Annotated in this window: 22 protein-coding genes; 7 read left to right on the top strand and 15 right to left on the bottom strand. The window is 70.2% G+C overall.

The window, feature by feature from the left end:
- Positions 1 to 15 precede the first annotated feature (15 nt).
- Positions 16 to 1,323 (bottom strand): ABC transporter substrate-binding protein, encoded by a 1,308-nt coding sequence (locus tag ACZ51I_RS06300; protein ID WP_468871906.1) that lies wholly within the window; start codon positions 1,321 to 1,323, stop codon positions 16 to 18.
- 150 nt (positions 1,324 to 1,473) lie between these two features.
- Here ACZ51I_RS06300 and ACZ51I_RS06295 point away from each other — a divergent pair, with 150 nt between their 5' ends.
- The gene (locus tag ACZ51I_RS06295; RefSeq protein ID WP_468871905.1) at positions 1,474 to 2,532 is read left to right on the top strand and encodes a LacI family DNA-binding transcriptional regulator; all 1,059 of its coding nucleotides are present in this window, start codon (positions 1,474 to 1,476) and stop codon (positions 2,530 to 2,532) included.
- Positions 2,533 to 2,606: 74 nt separating this feature from the next.
- On the opposite strand, the gene ACZ51I_RS06290 is transcribed toward ACZ51I_RS06295, so the two are convergent.
- Both ACZ51I_RS06290 and ACZ51I_RS06285 read right to left on the bottom strand, forming a co-directional pair.
- Positions 2,607 to 3,170: a dihydrofolate reductase family protein gene (locus ACZ51I_RS06290; RefSeq protein WP_468871904.1), complete on the bottom strand. Its 564-nt coding sequence runs from the start codon at positions 3,168 to 3,170 to the stop codon at positions 2,607 to 2,609.
- A 263-nt stretch (positions 3,171 to 3,433) separates the two neighbouring features.
- On the bottom strand, positions 3,434 to 3,589 hold the full coding sequence (locus ACZ51I_RS06285; protein WP_468873782.1) for a CsbD family protein: 156 nt from the start codon (positions 3,587 to 3,589) through the stop codon (positions 3,434 to 3,436).
- Between the two features lie 251 nt (positions 3,590 to 3,840).
- Between ACZ51I_RS06285 and ACZ51I_RS06280 the strand changes: the two genes are divergently transcribed.
- Both ACZ51I_RS06280 and ACZ51I_RS06275 read left to right on the top strand, forming a co-directional pair.
- Positions 3,841 to 4,281, top strand: coding sequence for an ATP-binding protein (locus ACZ51I_RS06280; protein WP_468871903.1), 441 nt, complete (start codon positions 3,841 to 3,843; stop codon positions 4,279 to 4,281).
- A gap of 180 nt (positions 4,282 to 4,461) precedes the next feature.
- The gene (locus ACZ51I_RS06275; RefSeq protein ID WP_468873781.1) at positions 4,462 to 5,274 is read left to right on the top strand and encodes an RNA polymerase sigma factor SigF; all 813 of its coding nucleotides are present in this window, start codon (positions 4,462 to 4,464) and stop codon (positions 5,272 to 5,274) included.
- A 182-nt stretch (positions 5,275 to 5,456) separates the two neighbouring features.
- On the opposite strand, the gene ACZ51I_RS06270 is transcribed toward ACZ51I_RS06275, so the two are convergent.
- The 5 genes from ACZ51I_RS06270 to ACZ51I_RS06250 form a co-directional block, all read right to left on the bottom strand.
- Positions 5,457 to 5,714, bottom strand: a complete 258-nt coding sequence (locus tag ACZ51I_RS06270; protein WP_468873780.1) for a WhiB family transcriptional regulator — start codon at positions 5,712 to 5,714, stop codon at positions 5,457 to 5,459.
- Positions 5,715 to 5,768: 54 nt separating this feature from the next.
- On the bottom strand, positions 5,769 to 6,224 hold the full coding sequence (locus tag ACZ51I_RS06265) for an SsgA family sporulation/cell division regulator (RefSeq protein ID WP_468871901.1): 456 nt from the start codon (positions 6,222 to 6,224) through the stop codon (positions 5,769 to 5,771).
- Positions 6,225 to 6,395: 171 nt separating this feature from the next.
- Positions 6,396 to 6,611: a hypothetical protein gene (locus ACZ51I_RS06260; protein WP_468871900.1), complete on the bottom strand. Its 216-nt coding sequence runs from the start codon at positions 6,609 to 6,611 to the stop codon at positions 6,396 to 6,398.
- Between the two features lie 450 nt (positions 6,612 to 7,061).
- Complete coding sequence (locus ACZ51I_RS06255; RefSeq protein WP_468871898.1) at positions 7,062 to 7,991, bottom strand: anti-sigma factor RsbA family regulatory protein; 930 nt, start codon at positions 7,989 to 7,991, stop codon at positions 7,062 to 7,064.
- The gene (locus ACZ51I_RS06250) at positions 7,988 to 8,281 is read right to left on the bottom strand and encodes an STAS domain-containing protein (RefSeq protein ID WP_468871897.1); all 294 of its coding nucleotides are present in this window, start codon (positions 8,279 to 8,281) and stop codon (positions 7,988 to 7,990) included. The genes ACZ51I_RS06255 and ACZ51I_RS06250 overlap by 4 nt, the downstream gene beginning before the upstream one ends.
- Positions 8,282 to 8,708: 427 nt before the next feature.
- Between ACZ51I_RS06250 and ACZ51I_RS06245 the strand changes: the two genes are divergently transcribed.
- The 3 genes from ACZ51I_RS06245 to ACZ51I_RS06235 are packed head-to-tail and all read left to right on the top strand — an operon-like array spanning position 8,709 to position 15,997.
- On the top strand, positions 8,709 to 13,004 hold the full coding sequence (locus ACZ51I_RS06245; protein ID WP_468871895.1) for a HAMP domain-containing protein: 4,296 nt from the start codon (positions 8,709 to 8,711) through the stop codon (positions 13,002 to 13,004).
- 49 nt (positions 13,005 to 13,053) lie between these two features.
- A complete protein-coding gene (locus ACZ51I_RS06240; protein ID WP_468871894.1) occupies positions 13,054 to 15,552 on the top strand; it encodes a SpoIIE family protein phosphatase in 2,499 nt (832 codons plus the stop codon).
- A gap of 37 nt (positions 15,553 to 15,589) precedes the next feature.
- Entirely contained in the window at positions 15,590 to 15,997 is a 408-nt protein-coding gene (locus ACZ51I_RS06235; protein WP_468871892.1) for an STAS domain-containing protein, read from the top strand.
- Positions 15,998 to 16,064: 67 nt separating this feature from the next.
- Here ACZ51I_RS06235 and ACZ51I_RS06230 read toward each other — a convergent pair whose 3' ends face one another.
- The 4 genes from ACZ51I_RS06230 to ACZ51I_RS06215 form a co-directional block, all read right to left on the bottom strand.
- Positions 16,065 to 16,484, bottom strand: a complete 420-nt coding sequence (locus ACZ51I_RS06230; RefSeq protein ID WP_468871891.1) for an ATP-binding protein — start codon at positions 16,482 to 16,484, stop codon at positions 16,065 to 16,067.
- A gap of 244 nt (positions 16,485 to 16,728) precedes the next feature.
- A complete protein-coding gene (locus ACZ51I_RS06225; protein WP_468871890.1) occupies positions 16,729 to 17,982 on the bottom strand; it encodes an acyltransferase family protein in 1,254 nt (417 codons plus the stop codon).
- 2 nt (positions 17,983 to 17,984) lie between these two features.
- Positions 17,985 to 20,144 (bottom strand): bifunctional polysaccharide deacetylase/glycosyltransferase family 2 protein, encoded by a 2,160-nt coding sequence (locus ACZ51I_RS06220; protein ID WP_468871888.1) that lies wholly within the window; start codon positions 20,142 to 20,144, stop codon positions 17,985 to 17,987.
- Between the two features lie 158 nt (positions 20,145 to 20,302).
- Positions 20,303 to 20,539 carry a hypothetical protein gene (locus tag ACZ51I_RS06215; protein ID WP_468871887.1) on the bottom strand — a complete coding sequence of 79 codons (237 nt, stop codon included), beginning with the start codon at positions 20,537 to 20,539 and terminating at the stop codon, positions 20,303 to 20,305.
- Between the two features lie 373 nt (positions 20,540 to 20,912).
- On the opposite strand from ACZ51I_RS06215, the gene ACZ51I_RS06210 reads away from it, so the two are divergent.
- A complete protein-coding gene (locus ACZ51I_RS06210; RefSeq protein WP_468871885.1) occupies positions 20,913 to 21,863 on the top strand; it encodes a glycoside hydrolase family 16 protein in 951 nt (316 codons plus the stop codon).
- A 113-nt stretch (positions 21,864 to 21,976) separates the two neighbouring features.
- Here ACZ51I_RS06210 and fxlM read toward each other — a convergent pair whose 3' ends face one another.
- The 3 genes from fxlM to ACZ51I_RS06195 form a co-directional block, all read right to left on the bottom strand.
- Positions 21,977 to 24,295 (bottom strand): methyltransferase, FxLD system, encoded by a 2,319-nt coding sequence (fxlM, locus tag ACZ51I_RS06205; protein ID WP_468871884.1) that lies wholly within the window; start codon positions 24,293 to 24,295, stop codon positions 21,977 to 21,979.
- Positions 24,296 to 24,305: 10 nt separating this feature from the next.
- Positions 24,306 to 24,479, bottom strand: coding sequence for a hypothetical protein (locus ACZ51I_RS06200; RefSeq protein WP_468871883.1), 174 nt, complete (start codon positions 24,477 to 24,479; stop codon positions 24,306 to 24,308).
- Between the two features lie 83 nt (positions 24,480 to 24,562).
- Positions 24,563 to 25,099: an NUDIX hydrolase gene (locus ACZ51I_RS06195; RefSeq protein WP_468871882.1), complete on the bottom strand. Its 537-nt coding sequence runs from the start codon at positions 25,097 to 25,099 to the stop codon at positions 24,563 to 24,565.
- Positions 25,100 to 25,208 lie beyond the last annotated feature (109 nt).

Below are 25,208 nucleotides of genomic sequence, written 5' to 3'. Positions count from 1 at the left end.
CAGGCGCTCCGGGGGTCAGGCCGCGGGGAGGCGCTGCATGGCGGCGATGAAGTCGTCAGGACCCGACTGTCCGTTGAAGAACTGCTGGACGGCCTGGTGGATGGTGGTGGTGGCCGCCGGGGGATAGGCCTGGTCCCAGGAGAGCTGGAAGGCGGGGGCCTTCTTCACCAGGTCGTACTGGTACCTCGAGTAGGCGGGGCTGGCAGAGCCGTCCAGGAACGCGGGGGTGTTCGTGGTGGTGGGCAGGTTGCCGATGCCGAGCTGGCCCTTGACGAACTCGTCCGAGTACATGAGTTTCAGGAACTCGGCCACGGCCTCGGGGTGTTGGGTGTTCTTCAGGACCGAGTAGAAGTTGTTGGTGTTGCCCGCGAGGTTGCCCGGGTCGCCCTTGCCGCCCTCGACGGTCGGGAAGGTGCCGTAGCCGAGGTCGTCCTTCACGAAGTCCGGGTAGGCGTCCTGGAGGGTGGAGTACTCCCAGGAGCCCATGAGCTCGAAGGCGGCCTTTCCGGTGGCGAGGAGGGCGGGGGAGCCGCCGTCGGTGAACTTCACGGAGTCGTACGTGGTGCCGAAGGCGCCGGCGTCGATCAGCTCCTTGAGCATGCCGAGGGCCTTCCTGCTGTCGGCGCTCGCCCAGACGCTCTTGTCCCCGTCCACCGCCTTCCGGAAGTGGTCGGGGCCGGCCACCCGGTCGTAGACGTACTGGAACCACATCTGGGTCGGCCACTTGTCGCCGCCCCCGAGGGCGATGGGGGTGACGCCCTTGGCCTTCAGCGCCTTGACGGCGGTCAGAAGCTCGTCCCAGGTGCGCGGTGCGGTGACGCCGGCCTCCGCCAGGACCTTCTTGTTGCTGAACAGCAGCACGGGCTGGGTGCCGCGCATCGGTATGCCGTAGGGCTTGCCGTCGACGACCGCGGTGTTGAAGACCGACGGCAGGAAGTGGGACTTCAGGCCGGGGTCCTTGGCGATGAAGTCGTCCAGGGGCATGAGGAGACCGGCGTCGACGTAGGGCTTGATGCTGCCGCCGCCCCAGTTGAAGAAGACGTCCGGCGCCTGCTTCCCGCTGATGATCGTCTGCAGCTTGGACTGGTAGTCGGCGCCCGGAACGGTGTCGAGGACAGCCTTGACCTTCGAGGTCTTGTTGAAGGTGTCGACGAGCTGCTTCTCCACCTTGTTGGCGGCATCGCCGTACACCAGAACGTGGATCTTGTCCGGGCCGCCTCCGGCGGCGTCCCCCGAGCCCCCGCAGGCGGCCAGGGACAGGGTCATGGCCAGCGACGCCCCACCGGCGACAGTGATTCTGAGGAGCCGTGCGTGCCGTTTCATCGTCCCACCTTTCGAAAGAGTTTCGGTCAAGTCACCGAAACTTCACGTGGCCGGACGCTAAAGCGGGCACGCTGAGGGGGTCAACCCTCCGGTAGCCCGTTATCAAAGCGTGACGGTTCGGCGTGGAGAGCGGTGCTTTATGCTGCTCGGATGCGAGAGAGCGAGGAGAACCGGCGAATCACGCTGGCGGAAGTTGCGGAGCAGGCCGGGGTATCGCTTTCGACAGTTTCGAAAGTCCTCAACGGCAGACAGGACGTCTCATCGGCCACCCGGGGCAGGGTGGAGCGGCTCCTCGAAGCGCACTCGTACCGGCGGACCACCCGCGTCGCCCGGGAGGCGCCCCTCATCGAGCTCGTCTTCCACGAGCTCGACAGCGTGTGGGCCATGGAGCTGATCCGCGGGGTGGAGAACCTCGCCAAGGCACACCAGGCGAGCGTCGTGCTCACCGAGAGCGGCACACGGCACGCCCCGGCACCGGACTGGATCGAAGGGGTGCTCCAGCGCCGGCCGATCGGTGTGGTCCTGGTCTTCTCGTCTCTGCCGGATGCCGTCAAGCGGCAGCTCGACGCGCGGTCGATCCCCTTCGTGATCGTCGACCCGGCGGGTGACCCCGAACCGGACGTACCGTCCGTCGGCTCCGCCAACTGGGCCGGCGGCGTCGCCGCGACCCGCCATCTCATCGACCTCGGCCATCGCCGCATCGGCATCGTCACCGGCCCCGAGGACATGCTGTGTTCACTGGCCCGACTCGACGGCTACCGGTCCGCTATGAACATGGCGGGCCTGGACCACGACGCCTCCCTCGTCCGGTTCGGCGACTTCCACGTCGAGGGCGGATACGCGCACGCGATGGAGCTGCTGCGGACGCCGGACCGGCCCACCGCCGTCTTCGCCGGAAGCGACCTGCAGGCCCTCGGCGTCATGGAGGCGGCCCGGGAGTGCGGGCTGCGGGTGCCCGAGGACCTGTCCGTCGTCGGGTACGACGACGTGATGATCGCGCGCTGGTCGAGCCCCCCGCTCACCACCGTCCACCAGCCGCTGCGCGAGATGGGCGAGCAGGCGGTCCAGATGCTGCTCCGGCTGCGCGCCGGGGAGCCCTCGGTGACCCGCATGGAACTCGCGACCAGCCTCGTCACCAGGAAGAGCACCGCCCCACCACCGACACGGACGGCGAGCGCGAAGACGGCGGGACGGCCCGCACGCGCGTGAGTCGGCGTCACCCGGCTCCCACGGACGCAGCGTCAGGCCGGTCGAGCCCGGCACCACGGCCGAAGCGGCGGCCCCTAGCGCGCCACGCGGTAGCGGAGGTAGACGACTTGTGAGCTGAAGGTGCGGGTCTCGACGAGTTCGAGATCCACCCGACGCTCGTGCCGGGGGAAGAAGGGAGTGCCCCCGCCCACCAGCACCGGGTAGACCATGGTCCGGTACTCGTCGATCAGACCCGACGCGGCGGCCTCGGCGGCAAGGGTCGCGCCCCCGATCGCGATGTCGCTCTCGTCCGGCTCGGCGCGCAGCCGCTCGATCTCCTCCGTCAGGCCGCCCGAAGCCAGGCGGGCCGTGCCCTCCACCTCCGACAGGGTCGTGGAGAACACCACCTTCGGGAGCGGCTTCCAGAGCGAGGTCCACTCGCGCATGGAGTCGTCGAGCGAGGGATCCTGGTCGGCGGTCTCCCAGTACAGCATCGTCTCGTACAACCGTCGTCCCAGCAGGTGGACACCGACGTCTCGGATCTCGTCGATCCAGAAGCGGAAGACTTCCTGGTCGGGCACCGTCCAGTCGAAGTTGCCGTCCGGCCCGACGATGTAGCCGTCAAGGGAGACGCTCATCGAATAGGTCACCCTGCGCATCAGAAGTCCTCCTCGGTAAGGGGTTCGACAGTACGACCGCCGGACGCCGGAAGGTTCATCGCGACGCGCGGGACTCCCCGGGCCGAGTCACCTCCGGGAGAGGAATGGGGGACGTCGGCCTGGCTGAAGCCCCCGTTTGCTGATCTTGCGTACGAGCGCCAGGCGACGCCGAAGGGTGAGTGGTACGCCCTGCCTGTGCAGCGACGAGGGGCGGCCCGCCGTCGCGGAGCCGCCCCTCGTCGCTGCAGGGTGAGGTGAGTGCGTCAGTGCTTGAAGGTGTCCTTGATCTTCTCCGCGGCGTCGCGCGCGTCGCCCTTCGTCTGTTCGGCGCGGCCTTCCGCCTCGAGACGCTCGTCCCCGGTCGCCCGGCCGGCCGCTTCCTTCAGCTTGCCCTTGGCCTGCTCGCCCTTGGCCTTCATCTTCTTCTCACCGGACACCGGCGATCACTCCTCGTTCGCTCGACATGTCTGACGAAGACCGCCTGACCGGGAAACGCGACGGCAAACCAGGAATCGGAAGAATGCCGATTCCCTCCCCGGGCCGACCTCCTGCATCGCCGATAACGGCCAGGGCTTCCGTCTTCCCGGGGTGTGGGCATGTGTGGGACGGGTACGCGGGGAAATCCGACGGGTAGGGGCAAGAGCGACATTTTCGTAGGGAAGGACGGGTTATGAGTGAGGTGATCACCAGGGCGAGCGTGCTGCGTCGGCCCTCGCTGTCGGCGAGCGTGGCGTACGAAGGTGACGTGGGGGAGGGGGTGATCGCTTCGGCCCGGGACTTCGCGGCTGACCTGCTCACGTCCGCGCCGGCCGGGGGAGGGGGCGGGGTGCCCCGGGAACGCGTCGATCTGGCGCGGCTGGTCGTCAGCGAACTGGTGACGAACGCGGTGCGCCACGCGCCCGGCCCCTGCCGGATGGTCCTCGAACGGTTCGAGGACGCGTTGGAGATCTCGGTGGTCGACGGGCTCACGGCCGCTCCTGCCGCCCGGCCTCATGATCCGCAGCGCATCGGGCAGCACGGTCTGGAGATCGTGATGGCGGTCTGCGAGAGCGTCGTGGTCGAGCCGCAGCGGTCCGGCAAGCGTGTCCGGGCGCGTCTTTCCCTCGTGTGACAGGCCTGGTGACCGGACCCGATCAGTCGGGTTTATTCTTCTCAAGATTTTTTACATGCTTCGGCGAAGTGGGGGTAGGGGGACGCCTCACGGGGGGTACCGGTTGCCGATGAACGAGAGAAGGTCATCAGAGTGCCGACTGCGGTGACGACGGAGACGAGGGCCAGCGTCGAGACGGGCGTGGGGGGCCTTCCCGTACTTGAATCTCCTCGCAAGGTCGCTCCGAAGGACGCGCGTGAGCTGTCGAAGGTGTTCTTCGACAAGCTGGCGGTCTTGGAGGAGGGGACACATGACTATCAGTACGTACGCAACACGCTGATCGAGATGAACATGTCGCTCGTCCGCTACGCGGCTGGGCGGTTCCGGGCGGCCCGCCCTGACGAGATGGAGGACATCGTCCAGGTGGGCACCATCGGTCTGATCAAGGCGATCGACCGGTTCGACCTCGCCCGGGGCGTGGAGTTCACCAGCTTCGCCGTCCCCTACATCGTGGGCGAGATCAAGCGCTTCTTCCGGGACACCTCCTGGGCGGTCCATGTGCCGCGCCGGTTGCAGGAGGCCAGGGTGGAGCTGGCCAAGGCCACCGAGGAGTTGGGCTCCCGGCTCGGCCGCGCGCCGACGGTGGCGGAGCTGGCGGCCCTGATGAACCTCTCCGAGGACGAGGTGATCGAGGCGCGGATCGCCGCCAACGGATACAACTCCGCGTCGCTCGACGCGGCTGTCGGTCCGGACGGTGACGAGGACGCGGCGGGCCTCGCCGACTTCATCGGGGCGGAAGACCCCGCGCTGGAGCTCTTCGAGGACTTCCACACGCTCGCTCCGCTGCTCGGTCAGCTCGACGAGCGGAGCCGTCGGCTCCTGCATCTGCGTTTCGTCGAGGAGATGACGCAGTCGGAGATCGGCGAGGAGCTCGGCATCTCGCAGATGCACGTCTCACGACTGCTCTCCCGCAATCTGGAGCGCCTGCGCCGGGGCATGCTCGACCAGTCGTAGACGTGGGCAGCGTTCGACGCTGACGGGATCCCCCGAACGGAGCGGCCTCACCAACCCCCTTCTGGTGAGGCCGCTCGTGCATGTCCGGACCTGGTCGGACCGTCACTTCTCGCCGCACGTGATGCCCCCCGGCACGGAGTGGGAGACGCAGCACACCCCGTGCCGCAGCACACCCCGCGGGCTCATTCCGCCTTGCTCGCCCGGCGGCGCGATCGCCGCTTCAGCGCCTGTCGCTCGTCGTCGCGCAGGCCGCCCCAGACGCCGGTCACCTGGCGGGAATCGTCCATGGCCCAGCGCAGGCATTCCTCGCGGACGGGGCAGACCCGGCAGATCTCCTTGGCCTCCTCGGCCTGGACGAGCGCCGGCGCGCCGGTTCCCACGGGGAAGAAGAGGTCGGGGTCGAGGCCCTGGCAGGCGGCACGTGCGCGCCAGTTCTCCAGCATCGGTTCCTCCTGTCGTGTGTGTTCGTCTGTCCTGTCGTTCGGAATGCGGTTCTAGGGCGGGGTCAGGAGCTGGGTGGTCTCGGCCGCCCAGTCGATGCGCGCGGGCTCCTGCCCCTCGGGCACGGCGCGGTACGTCTCGGCCAGCCAGGTCCGCAGGCCGGCGCGGTCGACCTCGACGACGGCGGACGCCTCGGCGTTGCCCAGGCGCATGCGGACGCGTCCTTCCCTGCCTCCGGTACGCAGGGGCCACAGGCGGACGTCGCCCTCGCCGCTCAGGACGCGGGTCCCGGAGTGCAGCAGTTCGCGGGCGAAGGTCCAGTTGACGATGGTGCTGGGCGGCAACCGGAAGGAGACGCGTACCGCCCAGGGGTCGTGGGGGTCGTAGTGGAAGGTGGCCTGGACGGGAAGGGTGAGCCGTCCGTGGACCTGGTGGGCGGTGGTGGGCCAGGACGGCACCGGGGGTGCCGAGGGCGGCTGGGTGGTCTCGTGCCGGCTCGTTTCAGACATCGTCAACCAGTTCCGTCGGGAGGTCGCGCCGCTGCGTCGGCGGCGCCGTACCCCGCTCGTAACCCCGGACACGGATTCCACGCCTCCTCTTCCTGTGAGAGAGGAGTGAAAACCTCTCGGAGCCAGAAGGATCAGTCCCCGCCACGGAAGCACCCGGCGCGCCCGACGCCCTCAAGCTGCGTCGGCCGAGGTGTCCGAGCGGTCGGCGCGCGCGGGTACGTCAGCGAGCGGCGAGGAGTCCGGTACGAGACGAAGATGTCGGTGCCTGGCGTGACGGGCCTGGCCCGACGGCACCTCTGTGGGGCCCGTCACCCGGTCCTCGAGTCGGTCCATCACGTAGAGCAGCAGCGCCAGCGTGGGCATCAGCAGTATGGCGATGGTGGTCACGGCCTTGCCTCCTCAGTGGGCCCCGATGTCCCTCTCTGTCCGGCTTCCCCGATTCCGCGAGGAGACGCGAGGGTGTGGGCGGGAGGCGGCGAACCGAACAGGGCAGGCCCGCGAGCGCGTACGAGAAGCGCTGGCCGACGAGGAGTCGTACCTGGAGATCGCGGTGCCCTTCGGTGGTCCCAGGCCCGACGCCGCGGCCCGGGAAGCCGTCTGGCCGGGCGGACGATCCCGTGGGCCTGGATCTCGGCGTCGAGGAGTACGGGGACGGCTGTGAGGTTCCCACGGGCCGACTGTGCCGACCAGCGGCCACATCCCCTTGGAACGGTCTCGCGGCCACGGCCCTTCGCCCGGCCGGCTCGCAGGCCGCCGGACAGGTCCCGGAGGCGCGTGAAACCGGCAGACAGACGACACGGGGGACCACCCCGGAAAGGGACGGCCCCCACGCGTTGCCTACAGGTTCAGGTAGAAGCGCACCGTCGTGCCCGCGTCGCCGGTGTGCACGCGTACCAGATCGGCCACGTAGTGGACCAGCATCAGACCCCGTCCGCCGATCTGACCCGGCTCCGGGGGCCGGCGGCCCGCCAAGGGGTCGGACAGCTGTCCGGCGTCGCGGACCTCGCACACGAGCTGCCCGTCCTCGCTCCAGAGCGCCAGCGTCCCGCGCCCGCCCGCGTGCACCACGCTGTTCGTCGTCAGCTCGGCGACGGCCAGCTCCGCATCGCCGAGGCGCTGCCCGGTCAGGCCCAGCCGTGCCGCCTGAGCCACGGCGAACTGACGGGCGGCCGGCAGCTCGTCGGCGCCGAAGGCGAAGGCGGCGGTCTCGGCCACGGGCGACAGCGTCTCGTTGTACCGGGCGACGACCGCCTCCCAGTCGTAGGAGTCGCTCTTCTCCTCACGGCCACCACTGATGAGAGTGGGGTGGGTCATGCGCGCGTCGGCGATCACCTGCGGATCGAGCGCCACCTCGTCGTACGGGCACAGGATCGTCACCGCCCGGCCCTCGAAGGCCGCGTTGATCAACGCCTCGTGCTGCGCGCACGCCGGGTACTCCACCTCGCTGCGCCCGGCCCAGATCGGCTCGCCGATGATCCGTACCCGGCCCTGGGGGTGGGCGTCGGCGAAGCCGCGCAGCACCCGGGGGATGATCCGGCCCGGATTGCGGCCCACGTCGGTCATGTCCAGGAACAGAACGCCGTCGGCGTCCGCGCCCAGCCCCTTCCTGATCAGTTCCAGGTTGGGCCCGGGCACCGCCACGGCCAACGGCTCACCGGTCGCCAGTCCCTCCCGCAGGAAGGCCACCGTCTGCGCCCCGTACTCCTCGTCGGTGCGGTAGAACAGTGCAGGGTGCACGAACCTCTCGTCGGTGCTCACCGTGCTCATCGCTGCACCACCTCGATCTGCGGCAGCTCCGGCCAGAACAGCTCCAGCACGCGCAGCAGCTGCGGTGGGGGTTGCTCGACCACCACGCGTCCGCCCGGCAGGGCCATGGCGGTGACCGCGAGCGCCGTCACCCCGGCCACATCGACGAAGGCGACGTTCGACAGCTCCAGATAGGACTCGCCCGTGTGCTCCCGGGCCAGCCGGGACAGAGCCTCCTCCCACGGCCCGCGGGTGATCTCGCTGATCTCACCGCTGGCACATATTCCGGAACGACCGGGCAAGGGGCTCACCTCCAACGAGGCCCTCGCTGGCGTCGTCACGCCGGGCCCGCCCTCCGCACGCGGGGAGATCACCGCTCGGACTCCTCACCATCCACCCATCCGCCTGACGGCCCACTCACCTTGTCGGGCGTAGGAGGCAACGTCTTCCGCCGGTACACCCTATCGCGGCGCCGACCTGCGCCGACCCGGTACGCCCCCTCCGGAGCCGGCGTCGATCGTCCGGGCCGGTCGTCCGGGCCGCGAATCCGGGGGCTGGGGCGCCGAGTACCGGCGGGGCCACGACGGAGACCGGCAGGTGGTTTGTACTGCGGTGAAAGACGTGGGGTAGCCTCCGGGGCGGTACGCGCCCCGGCATCCGGCAGAACAGCAGGTGGTGGCGGGGGAGAATCGGGTGGGTCGGGACACGGGGCCCGGCGTTAAACGGAGGCGACGTTCGATGGCTGGCTCTACAGCGCCCAGAAGCGCACGGACGGGCAAAGACACGGAGTCTTCGGCCGCTCAGGTCGGCGAGTCGGAGCTGCGATTGCTGCTGGCGGGACTGACGGCGGTGCGGGACGGTGACTTCGGTACCCGGCTGCCCTCCGACGCGGACGGCCTGCTGGGCGAGATCGCCATGGTCTTCAACGGCATGGTCGATCAGCTGTCGCGCTTCACCTCGGAGGTCACGCGCGTGGCCCGGGAGGTCGGTACCGAGGGCAGGCTCGGCGGACAGGCTCAGGTCCCGGGTGTCTCGGGCACCTGGGAGGACCTGACGGATTCCGTCAACGCGATGGCCGGCAACCTGACCACTCAGGTGCGGGACATCGCGCAGGTCGCGACCGCCGTCGCGAAGGGTGACCTGTCGCAGAAGATCACCGTGGACGCCCGCGGCGAGATCCTGGAGCTGAAGAACACCGTCAACACGATGGTCGACCAGCTCGGGTCGTTCGCCGGCGAGGTGACCCGGGTGGCGCGCGAGGTCGGCACCGAGGGAATCCTCGGCGGGCAGGCCGACGTGCAGGGTGTCTCGGGCACCTGGCGCGACCTCACCGACTCCGTGAACTTCATGGCCGGGAATCTGACCAGCCAGGTCCGGGCGATCGCCCAGGTGGCCACCGCTGTCGCTGAGGGTGACCTGTCGCAGAAGATCACCGTGGACGCCCGCGGTGAGATCCTGGAGCTGAAGAGCACCATCAACACGATGGTCGACCAGCTGGGGTCGTTCGCCGGTGAGGTGACCCGGGTGGCGCGCGAGGTCGGCACCGACGGCATCCTCGGCGGGCAGGCCGACGTCAAGGGGGTCTCCGGCACCTGGCGGGACCTGACGGAGTCCGTCAACGTGATGGCGGACAACCTCACCGCTCAGGTCCGTGCGATCGCCGAGGTCACCACGTCGGTGGCCCAGGGCGACCTGACACAGAAGATCAGGGTGGACGCGCGCGGCGAGATCCTGGAGCTGAAGGAGACCATCAACACGATGGTCGACCAGCTCTCCGCCTTCGCCGACGAGGTGACCCGGGTGGCCCGGGAGGTCGGCACCGCCGGCAACCTCGGCGGACAGGCCACCGTACGCGGGGTCTCCGGTACGTGGAAGGACCTCACCGACAACGTCAACGTGATGGCGTTCAACCTGACCGGCCAGGTGCGTTCCATCGCGCAGGTCGCCGCCGCGGTCGCCCGCGGAGACCTGTCGCAGAAGATCACCGTCGAGGCCGAGGGCGAGGTCGCCGCGCTCGCCGGTGTGATCAACACCATGGTGGACACCCTGTCGGCGTTCGCGGACGAGGTCACCCGCGTGGCGCGCGAGGTCGGCACCGAGGGCATCCTCGGCGGGCAGGCCCGGGTGCCGAACGTCGCGGGGACGTGGAAGGACCTGACCGACAACGTCAACTTCATGGCGCACAACCTGACCAGTCAGGTGCGCAACATCGCCCAGGTCACCACGGCGGTGGCCCGCGGCGACCTGACCCGCAAGATCGACGTGGACGCGCGCGGCGAGATCCTGGAGCTGAAGACCACCATCAACACGATGGTCGACCAGCTCAGCTCCTTCGCCGCGGAGGTGACCCGCGTCGCCCGCGAGGTCGGCAGCGAGGGGCGCCTCGGCGGCCAGGCGGAGGTCGCGGGTGTCTCCGGTACGTGGAAGCGCCTGACCGAGAACGTCAACGAACTGGCGGGCAACCTGACCCGGCAGGTCCGGGCGATCGCGGAAGTCACCAGCGCCGTGGCGGCCGGCGACCTCACGCGGTCGATCACCGTGGACGCCTCCGGCGAGGTCGCCGACCTCAAGGACAACATCAACTTCATGGTGGAGTCCCTGCGGGAGACCACGCGGGCCAACGAGGAACAGGACTGGCTGAAGACGAACCTGGCGCGTATCACGGCCCTGATGCAGGGCCGACGCGACCTCCGCGTGGTGGCCGAGTCCATCATGGACGAGCTGACCCCGCTGGTCTCCGCTCAGTGCGGCGCCTTCTACCTGGCGGACGAGACGGCGGACGGAACCGTCCTCAACCTCGTCGCCTCCTACGCCTTCCCGGACGGCGCCCGGCCAACGCGCTTCCGGCTGGGTGAGGCCTTCGTGGGCCAGGCCGCGCGCACCAGGCGTCCCATCGCCGTCGAAGACCTGCCGGCCGACTATCTGCCCGTGGCCGGCGGCCTGGGCCGGACCGGGGCGCTGTCGCTGATCGTCCTGCCCATCGTGGTCGAGGAGCAGGTCCTCGGGGTCATCGAGCTGGCGTCGGTCCACCGGTTCACGGAGATCCACCAGGACTTCCTGGACCAGCTGATGGAGGCGATCGGGGTGAACGTGAACACGATCGTCGCCAACGCCCGTACCGACGAGCTGCTGGGTGAGTCGCAGCGTCTGACCGGCGAACTCCAGGCCCGTTCACAGGAACTCCAGGCCCGTCAGGAGGAGCTGCAGGCCTCCAACAACGAGCTGGAGGAGAAGGCGGCGCTGCTGGCCGCCCAGAACCGCGACATCGAGACCAAGAACCTCGAGATCGAACAGGCCCGGCAGGAACTGGAGGCGCGGGCCCACCAGCTGTCGCTCGCCTCGAAGTACAAGTCGGAGTTCCTGGCCAACATGAGCCACGAGCTGCGGACGCCCCTCAACAGCCTGCTCATCCTCGCGCAGCTGCTCGCCCAGAACCCGTCCCGGAACCTGACCGCGAAGCAGGTCGAGTACGCCGGCATCATCCACTCGGCGGGTTCCGACCTGCTGCAGCTGATCAACGACATCCTCGACCTGTCCAAGGTCGAAGCCGGGAAGATGGACGTCAACCCCGAGGTCGTCGCCGTGGACGGGCTCCTCGACTACGTCGAGGCCACCTTCCGGCCGCTGACCGGCCAGAAGAACCTCTCGTTCGCCGTCCGCACTTCGCCGGACGTGCCGGGCGACCTCCTCACGGACGACTACCGGCTGCGTCAGATCCTGCGGAACCTGCTGTCCAACGCGGTCAAGTTCACCGAACAGGGCGGGGTCGAGCTGCACATCGAGCCCGCCGACCCGAGCGATGTCCCCGACATCGTCCGCCGCGACGGCCTGGTGCTCGCGTTCCGGGTGAGCGACACCGGCATCGGCATCGCGCCCCAGCACCTGGAGACCGTCTTCGGCGCCTTCCAGCAGGCCGACGGCACCACCAACCGCAAGTACGGCGGCACCGGGCTCGGCCTGTCCATCAGCCGCGAGATCGCCTACCTCCTGGGTGGTGCGATCACCGCCGAGAGCACCCTGGGCAAGGGCAGCAGCTTCACCCTCTACCTGCCGGCCGCCCGTGCGGACTTCGCCGAGACCGCTCCCGAACGCCCCCTGGAATCACGGGAGCGGGTCGCCATCACGGGGACCGAGCGACCCGATGAGGACCCGGCCGACGTCTCGCTGCCCACACAGCAGCGCCGCCTCCTCGTGGTCGAGGCGCGGCCCAACGGCCTGCTGTCCCTGGTGGCGGAGAGCGCCCTCGGTGACCTTCCCCGCCAGACCGACGTACCCGGCCAGCGGGGTGTCGAGGTCATCACCGCGGTCGGCGCGCAGGAAGCCGCGGCCACCCTGGCCACCCATCCGTGCCACTGCGTCGTCCTCGAACTGGACCTCGCCGACGGCGCCGCCCTCGACCTGCTGTCGGAGATGGAGCGCGACCCGGCCCTGCAGACGGTTCCCGTCCTGGTCCACAGTGGCCGTGGCATGGCCGCCGAGGACGAACGCCTGCTGAAGCGGCAGGAGGGCACACGGCTCCTCGAGCTCATCACCAGCCTCGACGAGCTGCGCGAGCGCATCGCCCTGCACATGAGCGCCGACCGGCCCGGGGACGTCGTACCGCTGGTACGCGGCACCGACGCCGCGAGCGTCGTGTGGCAGTCGGACGTGGACGCCTCGCTGTCGGGCCGGACCGTCCTCGTGGTCGACGACGACGACCGCAACCTGTACGCGATCACCGGCATCCTCGAACTGCACGGGATGCGCGTCATGCAGGCCGAGAACGGACGGGCAGCGCTCGACACCCTCGGGACGCACCCGGAGATCGACGTGATCCTGATGGACGTGATGATGCCGGAGATGGACGGTTACACGGCCACCGCCGCCATCCGGGCGATGCCCGAACACGCCCGGCTGCCGATCATCGCGGTCACGGCCAAGGCGATGGTCGGTGACCGGGAGAAGAGCCTGGCCTCGGGGGCCAGCGACTACATCACCAAGCCGGTCGATTCCGGGGAGCTGATCAGCCGCATCAAGCACCATCTGGCGCCGTAGCAGGCGTACCGGCCGAAAAAGCACCTACGGATCCCAGGAGCGTCGTCTCGTGCACCAGTCTTCCGAACCGCCCGGCACACACGACAGTGTGGCGCTCGGCCCCGCCCCCGGCGGCGTCAAGGTCGGCCCTCAGCGTGAGGCGGCCGTGCGCCCGTCGTCCGCGCCCGACGGAGACTCCGGGGCCGGCCGCGGCGACGACGCCTCCGCCGTGGGGCGGCTGGCGACCACCGTCGAACGGTTGCGGCAGGAGCTGCAGCGGGCTCAGGCCGACGCCGCCGGACGTGCCCTCGTGGAGATGGCCGTGGGCATGCTGATCGAGCGGCTGCGCTGCGGCCCCGCCGAAGCCGCCGTCCAGTTGTCCGATCTGGCCGCCCAGGCCGACGTCTCCGTCCTGGAACTCGCCGCCGATCTCGTCAACCAGGCGGCCGCGGACCGTATCTCCGCCATCGCCCGGGACTTCGTGCAGTCGTCCGCGGCGCCCGCGGCCGACCGTGCCGCGCTGCGACTGCGCTGTGCCGAAGCCGATGCCCTGGCGGGCGGTGACACCGCGGCGGCGGCCCGCTCGATGCTCGACCAGGCGCTCCGCCCGCTCGGCGCGGTCGCCGTCGCCGTCTGGGCGGCCCACCCGGACCAGTCCCTGTCCCTCGCCGGCAGCGCGGGCTTCAGTCCCCAGGAAGCCACTCGCTGGCGGCACGTGCCGCCCGGCGTCCCCACGCCCGCCCGCAGAGCGCTCGAAGAGCGGGACGCGGTCGGCTACGCGACCCTGACCGGCGCCGCCCTGCCGTCCATCGGGCAGCACGACGTACGGGGCGGGCGCCTGGCCGTCCCGGCCGGAATCGGCGGACGGCTCACCGGCGTCCTGGAGATCTGCTGGCCCGACGAGTTGCCTCCGCTGTCCCAGTCGCTGGAACGGCAGTTCGAGGCGCTCGCGGGGCTCGCGGCGGCGACCCTGGAGACGTGGAACGACAGCGCCGTCGCCGAACCGGCCCAACCGGACGCGCAGCTGGAGGACCTCCGCCGGCTCGTCGACGGCCTCTCCGACCCGTGCCTCGTCCTTCAGGTGGCGCCGGACAGCACCGAGCTGCCGCTCGAGTTCACCATCCGATACGTCAACCCGGCGTTCGTCGACTTCGCCGGCCGCCCCGTCAGCGCCATCCTGGGCGCGCATCTCCTGGAGGCGTACCCGCTCGCGGCGGAGAGCGGCGGCCTCATGGAGAAGGTCGAGCACGTCTTCGTCACCGGTGAGCCGTTCCGCACCGCCGACATGCAGCTCACAGCCATGGTCGAGGGGGTCCCCCTCAGCGCCCGGGCCAGGGTCAGCATCAGCCGACACGGCGACAGCCTCGTGGTGGTCTGGCGCCTGGACGACGGAACCCCTCGCGTGGCGCGGTTGCTCCAGCACGCGCAGCGGCTCGGCCGCATCGGCGGCTTCGAGGAGAACCTGCAGACCGGTCAGATCGCCTGGAACGAAACGGTCTACGAACTGCACGGCCTCTCGCCCACCGCTCAGCCGATCCCGCTGAACCAGCTCGCCGACCACGCCCACCCGGACGACCAGCACAACATCGACCGGTTCCTGCGGACCCTGCTGCACCACGAGCGGCCCGCGTCCACCGCCTTCCGGCTGCAGCGTCCCGACGGTGTCGCCCGCCACATCCGCATCGTCGCCGAACCGGTGCGCGACCCCGACGCGGGCCTGCGCGTGGTCCGCGGGGCGTACCAGGACATCTCCGCCCAGCACTGGACGGAGGTGGCTCTTGCCGCGACACGGGACCAGCTGGCGCAGACCGAGCAGCAGGCAGCCGAGGGCAACCGGCTCGTCCTGCAGTTGCAGCACGCCATCATGCCGCCGACCCGCGGCACCGTGAACCTCCAGGACCTGCAGGTCGCCGTCCGCTACCGGCCGGCCGAGAAGGAACATCTCGTCGGCGGCGACTGGTACGACACCCTGGCCCTGCCCTCGGGTGAGGTACTGCTCTGCGTCGGGGACGTCGCAGGCCACGGCATCGACGCGGCCACCGGCATGGTCGCGCTCCGCAACGCCCTGCGCGGCCTGGCCGCCACCGGTGCGGGACCCGCGCAGCTGCTGACCTGGCTCAACAGCATCACGCACCAGCTGACCGAGAACCTCACGGCGACCGCGGCCTGCGGGCTGTACGACCCCGTCACCCGCCGTCTGCGCTGGGCACGTGCCGGGCATCTGCCTCCCGTACTCCTGCGCGAGGGGCGGGCCGCGCCCCTTCCCCAGCTCGGCGGCATCCTCCTCGGCGTGCTGGAGCAGGCCGAGTACGACGAGGACGAGGTCCACCTCCAGCCCGGCGACGTCCTCGTGATGTACACCGACGGCCTCATCGAACGCCGCGACCAGGGCCTGCAGACATCCCTGGCGAACCTGGTCGCTCTGACCGAGAGGGCCGACAGGGAGTCCGGGGAGCGCCCCAACACCCTTGAGGCGCGCTTGGACCACCTCCTGCGCTACAGCGGCTCGGACACGGACGACGACACCTGCCTCGTCGGCGTTCGGGTCCAGGGCTCGGAGCGCGGGTAGACCCATTCCGTACGTACGCAAGGAGCGGACCATCACGATGCACAACGGACACGGGCAGGAGACCGCGGTGGACGACGTACGCCAGACGGAGGCACCTCGCGTCGCCGCCGCGATCACCGTGCGCACGCACTACACCGAGTCGGGCGTGGCCGTGTGCACGATCGACGGCGACCTCGACTTCGACACGATGGCGACCGTCCAGGAAGGCCTGACCGGCCTCTTCGAGAAGCATCCGCCGGTACTCGTCATCGACCTCACCCAGGTCGGCTTCTGCGATTCCTCTGGCCTGAACCTGCTGCTGCGCACCCGCGCGGCGGCGTTGGCAGCGGGAATCGACCTGCGCCTGGCCGGGATCGCTCCGGCCGTGATGCGGGTCCTTGAGCTGACCGGCGCCCAGACGGTCTTCTCCCTCCACGATTCGGTGGCGGACGCGCTCATGGAGTAAGGGGCCCGGGGAGCCGACGGACTGCGCAGGACGGTTCGCGCAGGCGGGGAGGAGCGGGATCCGTCGCCTACTGACGGTCCGCGGGCGGCGGCTGGAAGCAGGCGGTGACGTCCTTGCCACGGGGGCAAGGACGGGCCTGCCAGTCGTCGGCGAGGGCGTCGACCAGGAGCATCCCTCGTCCCCCCAGGGCCGCGTCGTTCGCGTGCCGCTGTTCCGGCAGTTGAGGCGAGGAGTCGTGCACGGTCACGTGCAGACACTTCTCGTCCCAGGTCAGGATGAGCTGAGCATCGCTACGGGCATGCACATGGGCGTTGGTGACGAGCTCGGACACGGCCAGGACGACCGAGTCCACCAGATCCGGCGCCCTACGCGCCCAGCCGAGGGCGGCCAGATGCTCACGCGTCCAGTCCCTCGCGCTCTTCACGCCACTGCTGATGGGCAGCGAGCGCGCCCATCCGACCGCCTTCAACGACGGATCCTGTGTCATCGTCCCTCCTCGACCGACGGCCATCTCCGTCTCGTGTGCCCGCCGAGCAGCAAGGCAACCAGGGCGGTGCCGGCAGCCGCGAGTCCTGCCTGATCGAGAAGACGCCCCCGACGGAACGCTGCGGCAGACGAAGGCGATCAAGCCGAGCGGTGCGAGCGAGGCGGCCGGGACCGCCGGCCCGGTCGAGGAGGGGGAGCGGACGACTCACGGCCTGCGCCTGAGGCAGCCGCCCGCTGCGGCTGTGTCAGACCCCGGCCCGGCGCCTGCCGCGGATGCGGCGCGCGTACGGGAAGAGGCGGGGGGAGCGCTTGGCGGCCACGTCCTCGACCCAGCCGAAGGTCAGCACCAGCAGTCCGATCAGCGGGATCGCCACTATCAGCGGGAACCACTGACTGGTCAGAAGCCACTTGCAGTGCTCGTAGAAGAAGCCGACGGACCAGAGGGGGTCGATCAGCGGGATGGCGGCCACCAACGCGGCCTCGTGCCAGAGGTAGACGCTGACAGCGCGTGCGTTGAGCAGGCTGATCAGGCCGTTCCAGCGTTCCAGCGGTCTGGGCCACTGTTCCCAGGAGGGACTGACGTGAAGAAGGATGGCGACGAAGCCGAACGACCACAGGGCCTGGGCTATCGGCCAGCTCTCGATGTCAGTGGGCACGGTCGGATCGACCGGTCGGGTCTGCAGGTACCACCAGCCGGCCACCATGATCAGCGGAGCGACGGACGGCACGACGTACTGCGGGATCTTCTTGAGCAGGCCCTCCTGGTGAGCCATGCCGAGGATCCAGCAGGAGCCGAATGTGGCGAAGTCGCTGACGGTCTCCCAGACCCGGCTGTAGATGAACTCCTGGTCGATGAAGAACGTGTTCATGACGATCGCCAGCGCGAGCGGCACGAACAGCGTCACCACCGGCATCCGTCGCAGCGCCCACAGCATCAACGGTGAGAGCAGGACGTACCAGAGGTACGCGCGCAGGTACCAGAGGGGGACGATGACCTGCACCGCCCAGCCCTGCCCCACGAGGTGGTCGAAACCGTTCAGCGACTCGGCGTACGGCGGAGTGCTCAGCGGCACGATCCAGAACAGCAGCTTGCCCCACCACCAGTCGGGATGCCCCTCGGCGTCGGGCCCCCAGCCGTCGGCGATCTCGAGGGTGAGCATGACCGCGCCGAACAGCCACATCGGTGGCAGCAGTCGGCGCAGGCGGCCCCGGATGACGCCCAGGGCGGGACGGCTGAGCGAGCGCGCCATCAGCGACCCGGCCAGCGCGAACATCACGCCCATCGACGGGAAGACGATGGGCAGCCAGAACCAGCCGAAGTTGTGGTAGAGCACCACGCGCACCAGCGCCAGCGCGCGCAGGAGGTCGAGGTAGCGGTCCCGGCCGCCCTTGCGCGGGGACGGTGCCGACGGCTCCGGCTCCGGCTCCTGTCGCAGAACGGCGGGGATGCGCAGCTGGACGGTGTCCTGGGCGCCCCCGAACCCGAAGGATGTGGTCATGGTCAGGCCTCCACGGGTGCGGCGGCGACCTCGCCGGTGCGCCGGAGCTTCTGCCAGCGCAGTTGGCCACCGGTCAGCGCCGTGATCGCGGACTGCAACAGGACGATGTACATCAGCTGCCGGTAGACCAGCTGCTGGATCGGCAGACTGATCAGATGCAGGGGCTTCTCGCCGTCGAGCCGGAAGGCGTACCAGGACAGCACGCCCTGGAGCAGGATGAAGCCGCCCCAGCTGGCGAGGGTGATCGGGGCGTCGGCGAACAGCACGCCGTACAGCAGGAACATGTCGACCAGCGGTGCGAGCAGCGGGGCGACCACGCCGAACAGCACGACGAGCGGCAGCCCGATCCTGCCGAAGCGCCCGGCCGGGCCGCGGGAGATCACGGCGCGCCGGTGCTTCCACATCGCCTGCATGCTGCCGTAGCTCCAGCGGTACCGCTGGGACCAGAGCTGCTGGAGGCTGGCGGGGGCCTCGGTCCAGGCGCGGGCGCGCTCGGCGTAGACGATCCGCCAGCCGTCGCAGAGCACCGCCATGGTGATGTCGGTGTCCTCGGCGAGGGTGTCGTCGCTCATCCCGCCGACCCGCCGCAGGGCCTCCTTGCGGAAGGCGCCGACCGCGCCGGGGATGGTCGGGATGACGTTGAGCATGTCGTACATCCGGCGGTCCAGGTTGTGGCCGAGGACGTACTCGATGTGCTGCCAGGCGCCGATCAGGCTCTCGCGGTTGCCGACCTTGGCGTTGCCCGCGACCGCGCCGATCCCCCGGTCGCCGAACGGCTGGACCAGCTCGCGCACCGTGGACGGCTCGAAGACGGTGTCGCCGTCCATCATCACGATGATGTCGTGCGACGCGGCCGCGATGCCGGTGTTGAGCGCGCTGGACTTGCCGCCGTTGACCTTGCGGATCAGCCGGACGAACGGCAGGGCCATCGCCTCGACGATGTCCGCCGTGCCGTCCGTGGAGCCGTCGTCGATGACGATCACCTCGATCGGATGGTCACTGGCGATCAGGGAGTTGAGGGTGTTCGCGATGCACTCGCGCTCGTTGTAGGCCGGGACGAGGACGGTGACCGGTTCGGTGACGGGTGGTCCCCACGCGTTCCGCCGCCGGGAGCGCCGGGCGTGGAGCGGCGCGAGGACGAGCATCAGCGCGAACCGGCCGAAGTTGAGGAAGCCGACGACGGCCAGCAGCGCGACCAGCACCGGCAGGGTGAGCACGGCGGCCTGGCTGGCCCAGATGTAGCACTTGCCCGCCCACAGCTGGTAGCCGTGGACCGGCACGGTGGCGTTGGTGGCACCGAGCGCCTCGGAGATGGTGGCGAAGCGGTACCCCTCGCCCTGCAGCTTCTCGATGATCCGCTCGAGCGCGGCGAGGGTCTCGGTGCGGTCGCCACCCGCGTCGTGCAGCAGGACCAGCTCGCCCGCGCCGGGCTTGCGCGGCATCGCCGCCTTGACGATCTCGTCGACGCCGGGACGCTTCCAGTCGTCGGTGTCGCGGTCGATGAACGCGGTGAGGTAGCCGTGCGCGCCCACGTACTTGATCACCGGGTAGTTCCAGTCGTCGAGCGCCGAGGCCTCGGAGGAGTACGGCGGGCGGAACAGGGCGCTGTGGACGCCCGCGACGCCGGCCAGCGCCAGCTGCGTCTGCGCGAGCTCCCAGCTGATCCGGGTGTGGGACTGGTAGACCAGGTCGGGGTGGGTGAAGGTGTGCACGCCGATCTCGTGGCCGCCCGCGACGATCTGCCGGATGAGTTCCGGGTTGCGCGTGGCCATCGCGCCGGTCACGAAGAAGTCCGCGCGGACGTCGTGATCCGCGAGCACCTTCAGGATCTTCGGGGTCCACTCCGGCGAAGGGCCGTCGTCGAAGCTGAGGACCACGGTGTGGTCGGGGACCCGATAGCTCACCGGGTTTTCGTTCTTGTCGCCGCGCGCGTCGATGATCGGACCGCCCTTGAGCAGGTTGCGCGGTACGGTCGTCTTGTCGACCGAGGTCGCGATCCGGGTGTCGTGGAACGCCTCGTTGGTGGCGAGGCCGCGCAGGACGAGGAGCGCGAGCAGGCAGGCCAGCAGGGACAGCGGCATGAAGAAGCGCAGCGGCGGCGCAGCCAGTCGGCGCGGCCTCAGCAGGGACTGCCGACGACGCTGGTGGCGGGACCGGGACAAGGGCGCTCCTGGAGATGGGTGGTGCGGACGATCAGGCACGCTCGGCCGGCCCGCAGGCGTTGCTCCGGGCGGCACGATGGTCGCGGCATGTCATGGAACTTCGCGACATTCGGCGCGATGGTCGAACTTTTCGGGTGGGAAGTCGCAGGCCGTGCCCTCTAGGGCCAGGAGGGTGACAACGGTCCCGTGGCGGGCAGGTACGAGGGCTTCGGCGGTATCCCCATCGCCGGGGCGTCCGACTGCATGCCGATCAGGCTGCTGGCCATGGCGGCCGCCAGGATCGCGCCGATCACGGAGACCGGCCAGCCGAAGCGCCGCGACAGGCGGCTGCGCAGGCCCGACTGGTCGACGAACACCGGTGCCGGTGCAGGCTCCTCGAAACGCGGTTCGGACACGCCGGGCTGTGCCGGGTGTGCCAGCCCGTGCCCGAGGGATGTGGTGACGTGGCGCATCTCTTGTGGCCTTTTTGTGCAGGGTGAGTAGTCCGCTGAAGCGTAGAGCGGACCGTAGCGCATGGCCTGAATCGGTTGGCGTGCGATATGTGCATTTGGCGTGATCTGATCAAGTGCCGTAACCGGATCGGTATGTCGGCGGGCGGTTTGCGACCCCTGGAAGGGCACGCTCCGACCGCGTCCGCTCGAGTGGTGAGCACGGGGCGGGGAGGCTTGAAACCTTCGCTAGGATGACCGCTCGATTCGTCTGATCAGCAATTGATCCTCATGCAACGGGCGTATTCGAATACCGCCTCTGCGCCCCCAAGGAGCCCGTGTGAGCCAGCCCCGCCGCACCCCTCGTCGCCGCGCGTGGACCGTGCTCACGCTGCCCGCCCTCCTGTGCGTACTCGCCGCGTGTTCCGCCGACCCCGCTTCCGGCGGGAGCGCCGACGCCGCCCCGCCCGCGCAGGACGCCTCGCCGACCCCGGCCGGACCGCCGGGAACCCTCTTCGACGACTTCCACTACAGCGGCGCCGACGACCCCTCACTCGCCGCCCACGGCTGGGAGATCCGTACCGGCGGAGGCGGGCCGGGGATCCAGGGCACCTGGCAGACCGCCGGTGCCGGCTTCCCCTCCGACCCGACCGCCCAGGGGGGCAGGGTCCTGAGGCTGCGGTCCTCCACCGACGGCACCGAGCAGGGCACCCGGCAGGTCGAGGTGCAGAGCACCGGCAAGAACTTCTTCACGGGGACCTTCGCCGCCCGGGTCCACCTCAGCGACAAGCCCACGCGCGGTCGCAACGGCGACCACGTCGTCCAGACCTTCTTCCCGATCTCCCCCTCGGACTCCTCCGAGAACTACAGCGAGCTCGACTTCGAGTACCTGCCGAACGGCGGCTGGGGCTCGGTGGGTCCGCGGCTCGACAACGTCAGCTGGTACAAGGCCGATCCGCCGGACCGGGTGAGCCACACGCTCAACCGGAGGCTCGAGGGCTGGCACACCATGGTGATCACCGCCATGGACGGAAAGGTCATCTACTCCCTGGACGGCAAGGTGCTGTTCACCAGCTCCGGGAAGTACGTCCCGCGCGACAAGATGGACATCCACTTCAGCAACTGGTTCGTCGACCTTCCCTTCGCCGGTGGTCCCCGCACCTGGGACGTGAAGGTCAACTGGGTCTACTACAAGGCCGACGAGGCCGTCTCCACGGCGGACGTCCAGAAGACGGTGGACGGCTTCTACAGCGCCGGAACCGACTACATCAACACCGTGCCGAAGTCCTGACCCCGTCCGGAGAGCACGTCTTCGACGTCCCCTTCCCAGCGGGTTCGCCTTCTCCTCACCTTCGTGCGGCGAGTGCCAGGTGCGGCGTCTGTCGGCGCCCTGACGAGCGCCTCCTAGGCGATGCCGGGCCACCGCACCACGACGCGGCAGTGGTTCTTGTCCATGACGTGTCCAGGCGAAAGCAGGTGGTCGGGCGTTCCGGCGGGGTGCACGGTGACGACCGGATCGGTGCTGCTGCCGCCGTCACCGCGAACGTCCCGGTCCCAGGACCTGATCACGGCCGACACCTTCTCGCCGAGGGCAGGGCCCTGATCGCCGAAGGCGTGGACGTGCCACTCCCATTCCCGCTCCTCTCGGATCTCGCTGTGCCGGGTCTGTACGTGGGTGAAGTAGGCCAGTGAGGCGTCGCCGAGAACGGCCGGGGCGTCCGCGCCGGTGGCGATCCGGACCACGGAGGTATCCCGGCCGTCGGCGGCGACCGCGAGACGGCAGAAGCCGGGCAGCGTCGTGGCCGCATACAGCTGCAACGACCCGAAGGAGAAGCCGGGCCCCATGGTGACGCCGGTGGCGATCTCGTACCGCCGCCCGCGCAGGGCATCCTCCAGCCCGTCGACGCTCCGAGCCGGTCCGTCCTCGAAGCGCAGTTGCAACTGACCGGCCAGAAGGCCGGCAACGGAGGCGGTGCGGGCGTGCGCGCCTCGGTCGGGCACGAACCCGCAATGGGTGAACCGCCGCGCCACCAGCACATCCCCCCGCCGATGGAAGGTGATCGCGCGCGTGTAACCCCCGAGCTCGAGCGGCAGCACGAGCCGACCGCCCTCGGCCAGCTGCTCCCTCCACGCCGCCGCGACGTCCCAGCAGTTGTAGGTGATCACGATCGCGTCGAACCCGCCGCGGGGTACGAGGTGGGCGGGCGCGCCGTGGGCGGCGTCGCCATGGACGACGGTGACGCGCCCGCTCCCGGCCTCCGCGGTGAACCGGTGGGCACGGCGCACCACGCACTCGTCGATGTCGCTCGTGACGACCCGCCCACCCGGACCGACGACATGGGCGAGCAGTTCGGCGTTGTACCCACCGGACCCCGCCTCCCACACCACCGCGCCGGGCTCCAGGCCGAGCCCCTCGATCATGTCCGCCTGCAGCCACGCCGCGGACACGGAACTCGTCGCCCGCCCGGAATCGTCGCGGCGGGTGACGAGGGCGACGTCCCCGGCGTCGTACGCCGCCCTGAGGTTCATCTCGGGGGCGAAGCGGTGCCGGGGCACCGACTCCAGCGCCTTCCGCACCGAAATCGACGGGGCCCACCCGCCGGCGACCACGGCCCTCGTCATGGCATGACGTCGGCGCACGGCCTCGGCCGCCTCGCCCGGCACCGGCGGCTGGACCGAGTGGACCGGGTACGCCGTCACCGGGGACAGGTCGGGGACGGTGCCGGGCCAGACAGCCTCCAACGCGTGCGCGGTCGGGGCGTGCACGTCGCCGACACAGGCCAGGGCGTGCAGGTCGAAGAACTCCCAGCGGAGGAACGGGTCCGGCCGAGGGCCGGCGAGGCACCCTGACCAGCGGGTGATGCGGACGACAACGGTGAGCCGAGGGACGTCGCCGGCGGCGTCGGCGAGCATCGTCACCACGTGGGCGTGGTCCACCTCGGCGACGAGCCCCGTCTTCGAGAAGAGTTCGCGCACCGCCGCCGCCTCGAACGCCTCCGGGCCGATCGACCCGCCGCCGGGAAGTTCCCACATGCCCCGGCGCGAGCGCCCGAGCAGGACCCGCCCGCAATGGTCGGTGACGACCGCGAGGGCGGTGGTCACCGCAGGCCCCGATGGCGGTCGGCACCGTTCCACCGACCTGGTCTCGGCATGGCACGGGCCGCGCAGGACCAGGACCGCGAGCCCGTCGGCGTCGAACCGCTCCGTGCGCTCCCAGGCTCCGGTCAGCAGACCGATCTCGTCCTCGTCGAGCGCGATGCCCCGCCGCTCCTCCGGGGTGTGCTCGCTCACCGGGGTGATGACGACGAGCGCGCCGTCGGGACGCAGCCGCTCGCCAAGGCTGTGAAGGACCCGCGTGCGGTCCGAGAGGAACGGCACCACCAGCCTCAGTACGACGAGGTCGTAGCCGTCCTCGTCCAGTTCCACCGGGTCGTCGCGCTCGATGTCCGTGCGGATCCAGCGCACCCGCGGGGCGTCCGGATGCTGTTGCTGGGCGCGGGTGATCGCGCTGTCTGCGAAGTCGACGGCGTCGACGGTGTAGTTGAGCGCGGCGAGGTGCAGCGACAGGTCGCCGGTTCCACAGCCCACGTCCAGCGCCCGCCCGCCGGCCTCCGGGGCGGGCACGTGCTCGGCCAGCAGCATCCGCTCCTTGTCCCCGAGCGGCCGGAATCCCCTGCCCTCGGCGTAGTGCTGGTTCCACTCCGTGCGAACGACGTACACCACTGGTCTCTCCTCATGTGACGGTGTCGAACGAGGTCCGGTGCCGGGTGCCGGGGAAGCCGGGCGGCGCGGCACCGCCGAGCGTGGGGACCGACGTCCACAGGGCTTCCACCTCACGCCGGTGGAACGTCCGGTTCTGGTGGACTTTCACGAACCACTCGACACCCGCCGCGCTACGCACCACCACCCCCGGCTGTTCTCCCTGGCGCACGACGCGTCCGCCCAGGAGGTGATGCGGCCGACGACACACTCGGTGAGGTCCCGCACCGCTCACTCGGGTTCCTGGCGGGGGGAGCCCGGCGCGGGCACGGGCCGGTGGCGGTCGAGGTGGGGGTCGTAGGCGATCGGGTCTTCGGGGTCCTGGAAGTGCAGCGCGACCGGGGCGCCGGCCCGGTAGGCGTCGAGACCGGCGCGACAGTAGGCGACCATCGGATCGGGCAGAGCGGTGAGCGGGAACCATCCGATCGCGTCGCACTTGTCGGGCTCCATGACCTGAGGTGTGCCCTGCCAGCGGCGGGTCTCGAAGAAGAACCCGACTCGCGCGTCCCCGCCCGGCGGCCGGTGGTGCACCGTGACGGCCGCCCGCACGTCGGCCGGAGCCACGACGAGGCCGGTCTCCTCCAGCGTCTCGCGTACGACGGCGGCGACGACGGTCTCCCGTTCGACGTGGCCCGACGGCGCGTGCCACAGGCCCGCCGCGTACACATCCCCCGCCCGCCGGGACAGCAACACCTCCGGGCCCTGTTCTCCCTCGCGCACGACGATCAGGTGCACGTCCACCGGTACGGTGTGCCGCCCGCCGCTCACGCGCGTCCTCCCGCACGCCGGGCGAGCAGCGCGGTGAGCTCCGCGTTCTCGCCAGGCGGTTCCAGCATGCGTCGGACTTGGGCTCCGTAGTGGGCGCGGCTCCTGTCGA

This window comes from Streptomyces sp. NPDC034084, from assembly GCF_055575535.1.
Note: the sequence above shows the minus strand (reverse complement) of the source record. Positions and strands in the feature narration are given on the sequence as shown.

Coding starts and splice junctions, on each gene's coding strand:
- ACZ51I_RS06300 (WP_468871906.1), bottom strand. CDS start 1,323: ATGAAACGGCACGCACGGCTCCTCAGAATCACTGTCGCCGGTGGGGCG.
- ACZ51I_RS06295 (WP_468871905.1), top strand. CDS start 1,474: ATGCGAGAGAGCGAGGAGAACCGGCGAATCACGCTGGCGGAAGTTGCG.
- ACZ51I_RS06290 (WP_468871904.1), bottom strand. CDS start 3,170: ATGCGCAGGGTGACCTATTCGATGAGCGTCTCCCTTGACGGCTACATC.
- ACZ51I_RS06285 (WP_468873782.1), bottom strand. CDS start 3,589: ATGAAGGCCAAGGGCGAGCAGGCCAAGGGCAAGCTGAAGGAAGCGGCC.
- ACZ51I_RS06280 (WP_468871903.1), top strand. CDS start 3,841: ATGAGTGAGGTGATCACCAGGGCGAGCGTGCTGCGTCGGCCCTCGCTG.
- ACZ51I_RS06265 (WP_468871901.1), bottom strand. CDS start 6,224: ATGTCTGAAACGAGCCGGCACGAGACCACCCAGCCGCCCTCGGCACCC.
- ACZ51I_RS06255 (WP_468871898.1), bottom strand. CDS start 7,991: ATGAGCACGGTGAGCACCGACGAGAGGTTCGTGCACCCTGCACTGTTC.
- ACZ51I_RS06245 (WP_468871895.1), top strand. CDS start 8,709: ATGGCTGGCTCTACAGCGCCCAGAAGCGCACGGACGGGCAAAGACACG.
- ACZ51I_RS06235 (WP_468871892.1), top strand. CDS start 15,590: ATGCACAACGGACACGGGCAGGAGACCGCGGTGGACGACGTACGCCAG.
- ACZ51I_RS06230 (WP_468871891.1), bottom strand. CDS start 16,484: ATGACACAGGATCCGTCGTTGAAGGCGGTCGGATGGGCGCGCTCGCTG.
- ACZ51I_RS06225 (WP_468871890.1), bottom strand. CDS start 17,982: ATGACCACATCCTTCGGGTTCGGGGGCGCCCAGGACACCGTCCAGCTG.